Genomic DNA, 6,483 nt, shown 5'->3' on the forward strand with positions numbered 1-6,483 from the left:
TGGCCGCCCCCGCCGGCGCCCGGGCCCGGCCCCGGGCGCCGGCGGGGACGCGTCAGAGCCGGCCCTGCGTCGCCGCGGCCGCCGCGCCGACCAGCCCCGCGTCGGCTCCCATCACCGCGGGCGCGACCGTGAGCCGCCGCACGAAGGAGAGCGTGGCGTACCGGCGCAGGGCCCGGCGCAGCGGATCGAAGAGGATGTCGCCCGCCCCGGCCACTCCCCCGCCGATCACCACGATGTCGATCTCGACGAGGGCCGCGGTGGCGGCGATGCCCGCCGCCAGGGCCTGCGCGGCCCGCTCGTAGGAGGCGAGGGCGACGCGGTCCCCAGCGTGTGCGGCGGCGGCCACGGCGGCGGCCGAGGCGTCGCCGTCCGGGCCCGGCCGCCAGCCGTTCGCCCACGCCCGCCGGGCGATGTTCGGTCCGCTGGCGATGCGTTCGACGCAGCCGTACGAGCCGCAGGGACATCGGTCGCCGTCCAGCTGCACGCTGACATGACCGATGTGGCCGGCGTTGCCCGTGGGGCCGGTGTGGAGCTTCCCGCCGAGCACCAGTCCCCCGCCGACGCCGGTCGACACCACCATGCACAGACCGTTGTCGTGCCCCCGGGCCGCGCCCAGCCAGTGTTCCGCCGCCGTCATCGCGACCCCGTCGCCGACCAGGGCGACCGGCAGTCCGCCGACCGCCGCGCCGACCCGTTCCACCAGCGGGAAGTCGCGCCAGCCGGGGACGTTGACGGGGCTGACCGTGCCGGCGGAGGCGTCCACCGGGCCCGCGCTGCCGATGCCGACGGCCGTCGCCCGCGGCCACAGCGGCGAGCCGGAGAGCTCGGCCAGGACCTCCGCCACCGCCGCCATGACCGTCTCGGCGCCCTCCCGGGCGGGCGTCGGCCGCCGGGCCCGTACGAGGAGTGCGCCGCCGCCGTCCACCAGCGCGCCCGCGATCTTGGTACCGCCGATGTCCAGCGCGGCGACGAGGTCGGATTGCATCGGTGCGGCTCCGGGTTCGGGAGTGCTCGGAAAAGAGCGGGGACCTGCGGGGTTCGGAGAACAGTCCGTCCAGTCTCCCCGCAGTTGACAACGTTGTCCAGGCTCTATGCTCATCGGCACACCGTCCGGTCCGCCCCGCCTCCGTCCGCGGGCCCGGACCCCGCACCCGACGAAGGACAGCGCACCGTGGCCGAGACCGCCCGTCACCCCGAGCCCCGTTACGGCAACCGGCCGACCATGAAGGACGTGGCCGCGCGCGCCGGAGTCGGCCTCAAGACGGTCTCCCGGGTGGTCAACGGCGAACCGGGGGTGACCCCGGACACCGAACGCCGGGTCCAGGAGGCCATCGAGGCGCTCGGCTTCCGCCGCAACGACAGCGCCAGGGTGCTGCGCAAGGGCCGCACCGCCTCCATCGGCCTGGTCCTGGAGGACCTCGCGGACCCGTTCTACGGGCCGCTGAGCCGCGCGGTCGAGGAGGTCGCCCGCGCCCACGGCGCCCTCCTCATCAACGGGTCGAGCGCCGAGGACCCGGACCGCGAGCAGGAGTTGGTGCTCGCGCTGTGCGCGCGGCGGGTGGACGGCCTGATCGTGATCCCGGCCGGCGACGACCACCGTTACCTGGAACCGGAGATAAAGGCGGGCGTCGCCACCGTCTTCGTCGACCGGCCGGCCGGCCGCATCGACGCCGACATGGTCCTGTCCGACAATTTCGGCGGGGCGCGGGAGGGCGCCGCCCATCTCATCGCGCACGGCCACCGCCGGATCGGCTTCATCGGCGACCAGCCGCGCATCCACACCGCCACCGAGCGGCTGCGCGGCTATCACGCGGCCATGACGGACGCCGGCATCGCCGTCGACGGCTCCTGGGTCTCGCTCGGTTCCACCGAACCGGAGCGGGTGCGGGCCGCCGCGGAGCGGATGCTGTCCGGCCCCGAGCCGGTCACCGCGCTCTTCGCGGGCAACAACCGCGTGACGGTGACGGCCGTCCGCGTCCTCGCGGAACGGGAACGCCGCGTCGCCCTGGTCGGCTTCGACGACATCGAGCTGGCCGACCTGCTCGGCATCACCGTCATCTCCCAGGACGCCGCCGCCGTCGGCCGCACGGCCGCCGAGCACCTCTTCCGGCGTCTGGACGGCGCGGACCACGCCCCGGCCCGGGTGAAGCTGCCCACCAGCCTCGTCCCGCGCGGCTCGGGCGAGCTGCCGCCCGCCTGAGGCCGAGGGGCGTTCAGGCGCCGCCGAGGCGTTCGCGTACGACCGTCATCGACGGCGGCAGCCGGTCCGTGCCGATGGCGACGGTGTGCTCCGGCACCCGGATCGTACGCAGGGAGAGCACCCGGGCCAGGCCGCCGACGTCGATGTGCGGCTGCGGGGTCTCGATGGTGAGCGACCGCAGGTGGGGGAAGTGGTGCAGCCAGCCCCAGGTCCCTCCCATGCCGCCGTCCACCCAGAGGTGGGTCAGCCGGCCCGTGCGGACCGAGTTGACGAAATCGACGGGGGCGAACTCCCCCGACACCTTGATGCGGGAGCGCCCGCCGAAGCTGTGGAGGGCCTGGAGCTCCCGCGCGTTGGACACCGGGAAGTAGAGGGTGTCGTCGCCGATGTGGGCGATGACCTCCGTGCCGTAGAGCTCGGTGTCGAATCGGCTCCAGGCCCGCACGAGTTCCGCGCGCACCCGCGGGTCCGGGTGCTGCCGGTACTGGGCGAGCACGGCGACGGCGGCGTCGGTCGCGATGCGGGTGGCGGCCAGGACGGTGAAGTACGCCTCGTCCGCGATCCGCCGGGCCTCGGATCCCGCATCGGCCTCGCCGGCCGGCGCGTCCCGGGGGCCGGGCAGCAGGTCGAGCACGACCGGGCCGACCTCGGTGAGCGCGCGGGCCTGGTCGGCCGAGCGCGGCGGGATCAGGGCGGCCGCGCGCTGCTGCACCTCCGCGCGGACCGCCGGGTCCAGCTCGGTCGCGTGCTCCAGGCAGGCGGCGGCGAGCAGGTGCAGTCTGTTCATGCCGTGCCCGGAGACGTCGTCCCGTCTGATGAGCCCGGTGAGGAGCCTCGTCCGTTCCGTGGGCCGGGCGTGGGCGACGGCCATCCTGATGACGTCCTCCCACTGGTCCAGGTGGGCGTTGGCGATGAGGAAGTCGAAGTCCAGCCCCTCCACCGCCGCCTTCGCGCCGAGGTAGTCCTGGAAGGTGCGGTGGATGAAGTCCATCGAGTCCGCGCTCGGCTCGCGCAGCAGTCCGCTGCGGATCAGGAGGTAGCGGTAGACCTCCTCCGCCGTGCCCTGCTCGGCGACCTTCGGCATCATCGGCAACGCCTGTCCCAGAAGGTCGACCGCGTCGCTGCGGTCCATCTCGGAACGGCCGTTGCGGATCATCCAGTAGGCGAGCCGCTGGATGAGCTGGATGTGGTGCGCCTCGCTGATGTGCATCGAGCCCGACTTGTAGACGCCCCGTTCGCGGTCGCGTCTGAACAGCAGCATGGACAGCGCCGCGTCGTAGATCTCCTTGCGCCCCTCGGGCAGATAGCCGCGGCGGTCCTGGTGCAGTGCGCAGATCAGCCCGCACATCAGCGGGTTGGTGGCCAGTCGGCCCAGGTCCTGTTTGGCGCGGACGGCCCGCAGGAGTTCGTTGGCGTACTGGTCGCTGATGCCTGCCGCCCGGTGCCACCGGTCCACGAAGTCGGCGATGTTGTCCCGGCTCATCGGCGCGAGGTCCAGTTCGGCGAAATCCTCGTCCACCAGCCAGTGTTCGCGCACCGCGGACGGCCTGGAGGTCACCAGCCACCGATTGGCCGGATACACGCTGATGAGCTCCTGGAGCCAGCTGCGGACGTCGTTGCGGTCGTCCTCGGGGATCTCGTCGATGCCGTCGATGAGCATCAGCCCGCGCCCCGCCGCGAGCACCCGGTCGAACCATCCGGGGGGCTGGAGGCCGGCGATGGGGCAGTCCACCGCCGAGAGGAACTCGTGCGGCGCCGGAAGCGCGGCGCCGCCCCGGGTCAGGGTCCGCAGCGGAAGCACGAACGGCACCAGTCCGTAGAGGTACAGGAGGTGCTCGTCCAGCGCTCTGCGGGCGGTGGAGACGGCGAGCCACTGGACCAGCGTGGTCTTCCCGGAGCCGGCCACCCCGCGCAGGAGTACGCGGTCGCGGCCCGCCAGCACGTGGTCGGCCGGGAGCAGCGCCGGACCGGTTTCGGCCGCGTCGCCCGCCGCGTCCAGGCTCAGATAGGCCGCGTCGAGTCGCCAGGTCTCCGGCGCTCCGGAGAGATCGAGGCCGAAGATGCTCAGCTTGCCGTGCTTGGCCGCGATGTATCCGGCGTAGCGGTCCTCGAAGGGGCCGTCGGCCGGGGAGGGCGCGCGGGCGATCAACGCGTCGATCTTCAGCGCGAGTTCCTCGATGGAGCGGCTCTGCTCCACCAGGGTGCGCGGTACGAAGGCCGACCGCTGGGTGAAGAAGTTCAGGATGTGCAGGCACGCGGTGTCCAGCACGCTCGCGTGCAGGGCGACCGCGTCGTTCGAGAGTCCGAGCGTGGCCGTCCTGCTCTGGGACCGCAGCCGCCGGGCGAGCCCGAGGTGGCCCAGCTTCACCGCCTGCACGTCGTCCATGTCGAGTGTCCCCATGACCCGTAGGGAGTCGGCGACCGCGTTGGCGACGGCCCGCTTCTCGAAGGTCGGCAGGACGTCCTCGACGCCCGTCGACTGCGCGGCGCGTCTGACCAGTTCCTCCGCGATCGTGTGCAGGTCCTTGTCCGAGATCGTGCGCTTCTCGCCGCGGAAGGAGACGAGCGCGGACACCCGGACGGGCTTGTCGACCAGCTCGGCCCCGGCTCCGTCGGGCAGGAAGAGCTTCTTGATCAGCGGAATCACGATGCTCGACGCGAGACGCGCTCCGATGACGGCCGGTTCCATCTGGTCTCCGAGAGGTGCTCACGGCACCGTCGGCCGTAGTCGGCCCAGCGTAGGACACGGCCCGTCGGCGCATCCCGGGTTTCGGCCAACGCCCCCTCCCCGCAGGGACGTCGGCCGCCGGGCGCCGGTCCGACGCCCTCCCGCCCGGGTTCGCGGCCCGGGCGGGAGGCGTCTCACCCGGACGCCACCGTGAGCCCGGCCCGGCGCGGCGTCGCGAAACCGTCGAGGTCCGCGCGCGTGAGTCCGGTCAGCCGGGCCACCTCCGCGGTGTCCAGGGCGCCGCAGTCGATGCCGCGCAGCAGGTATCCGCTGAGCGCCTTGGCGGTGGCGGGTTCGTCCATGACGTCGCCGCCGGCCTTGGCGACGTACGCGGCGAGCCGGGCGGCGGCCTGTTCCATACCCTCGCGGTAGAAGGCGTAGACGGCCGCGTACCGGGTCGGCAGGTGGCCCGGGTGCATGTCCCAGCCCTGGTAGTAGGCGCGGGCCAGGGCGCGGCGGGTGAGGCCGTGGTGGAGCCGCCACGCCTCGTGGACCCGGTCGGTGGGGCCGACCGGGAGGACGTTGGTGGAGCCGTCGCAGACCCGTACGCCGGTGCCGGCGGCGGCGACCTGCATGACGGCCTTGGCGTGGTCGGCGGCCGGGTGGTCGCTCGCCTGGTACGCGGCGCTGACGCCGACGCAGGCGCTGTAGTCGAAGGTGCCGTAGTGCAGTCCGGTGGCCCGGCCCCGGGCGGCGTCGATCATGCGGGCGACGGCGGCGGTGCCGTCGGCGGCGAGGATGGACTGGCTGGTCTCGATCTGGATCTCGAAGCCGAGCCGCCCGGCCGGCAGCCCGTGCGTCTCCTCGAACGCCTCGAGGAGACGCACGAAGGCGGCGACCTGTTCGGGGTACGTCACCTTGGGAAGGGTGAGGACCAGCCCGTCGGGGAGGCCGCCCGCCCGCATCAGGCCGGTGAGGAAGACGTCCGTGGTGCGGATGGCGCGGTCCCGCACGGCGGCCTCCATGCACTTCGTCCGGATGCCCATGTAGGGCGCCGCCGTGCCGTTCGCGTACGCCTCCGCGACGAGCCGGGCGGCTCGGGCGGCGGTCTCGTCCTCCTCGGCGTCGGGGCGGAGCCCGTAGCCGTCCTCGAAGTCGATGCGCAGGTCCTCGACGGGTTCGCGTTCCAGCTTGGCGCGGACCCGGTCGTGGACCGGTGCGGCGAGCGCGTCCGGGATGCCGAGGACGGCGGCGAACGACGCCGCGTCGGGGGCGTGCTCGTCGAGGGCCGCGAGCGCCCGATCGCCCCAGGAGCGGATCGTGCCGGAGGTGAAGGCGTCGCCCGGGACGTAGACCGTGTGGACCGGCTGGCGCGTCCCCGGGTCCCCCGGGTAGCGGCGGGCGAGTTCGGCGTCGACGGCGGCGAGGGAGGAGCCGATCTCCTCACCCACCGCATCCGCGAGGCTCGTCGCCACCTGCTCCTGCTGACCCATCTGCAACACCCTCCACCGTCACATGGTTTCCGCTGCACGGAATCGATGATCCGCATAGTGAAGCTATAAGGCCATCGATTCCGCGTCAACGGTGATCGGAAACGGTCCGGGGCCGTGTGGGG

General features: G+C 73.3%; 4 protein-coding genes. 1 reads left to right on the forward strand and 3 read right to left on the reverse strand.

Annotation, left to right across the window (positions count from 1 at the left end):
* Positions 1–52 precede the first annotated feature (52 nt).
* On the reverse strand, positions 53–985 hold the full coding sequence (locus WA762_RS35175) for an ROK family protein (protein ID WP_335941659.1): 933 nt from the start codon (positions 983–985) through the stop codon (positions 53–55).
* A gap of 186 nt (positions 986–1,171) precedes the next feature.
* Between WA762_RS35175 and WA762_RS35180 the strand changes: the two genes are divergently transcribed.
* Positions 1,172–2,200, forward strand: a complete 1,029-nt coding sequence (locus tag WA762_RS35180) for a LacI family DNA-binding transcriptional regulator (protein ID WP_335941660.1) — start codon at positions 1,172–1,174, stop codon at positions 2,198–2,200.
* A gap of 13 nt (positions 2,201–2,213) precedes the next feature.
* Here the strand turns inward: WA762_RS35180 and WA762_RS35185 are convergent, their stop codons facing one another.
* Positions 2,214–4,889 carry an NACHT domain-containing protein gene (locus tag WA762_RS35185; RefSeq protein ID WP_335941661.1) on the reverse strand — a complete coding sequence of 892 codons (2,676 nt, stop codon included), beginning with the start codon at positions 4,887–4,889 and terminating at the stop codon, positions 2,214–2,216.
* Positions 4,890–5,062: 173 nt separating this feature from the next.
* Positions 5,063–6,361, reverse strand: a complete 1,299-nt coding sequence (locus WA762_RS35190) for a DUF6986 family protein (RefSeq protein WP_335941662.1) — start codon at positions 6,359–6,361, stop codon at positions 5,063–5,065.
* Positions 6,362–6,483: the final 122 nt, after the last annotated feature.

The sequence above is a fragment of the Streptomyces tyrfis genome, from assembly GCF_037034285.1.
Classification (GTDB): Bacteria; Actinomycetota; Actinomycetes; order Streptomycetales; family Streptomycetaceae; genus Streptomyces.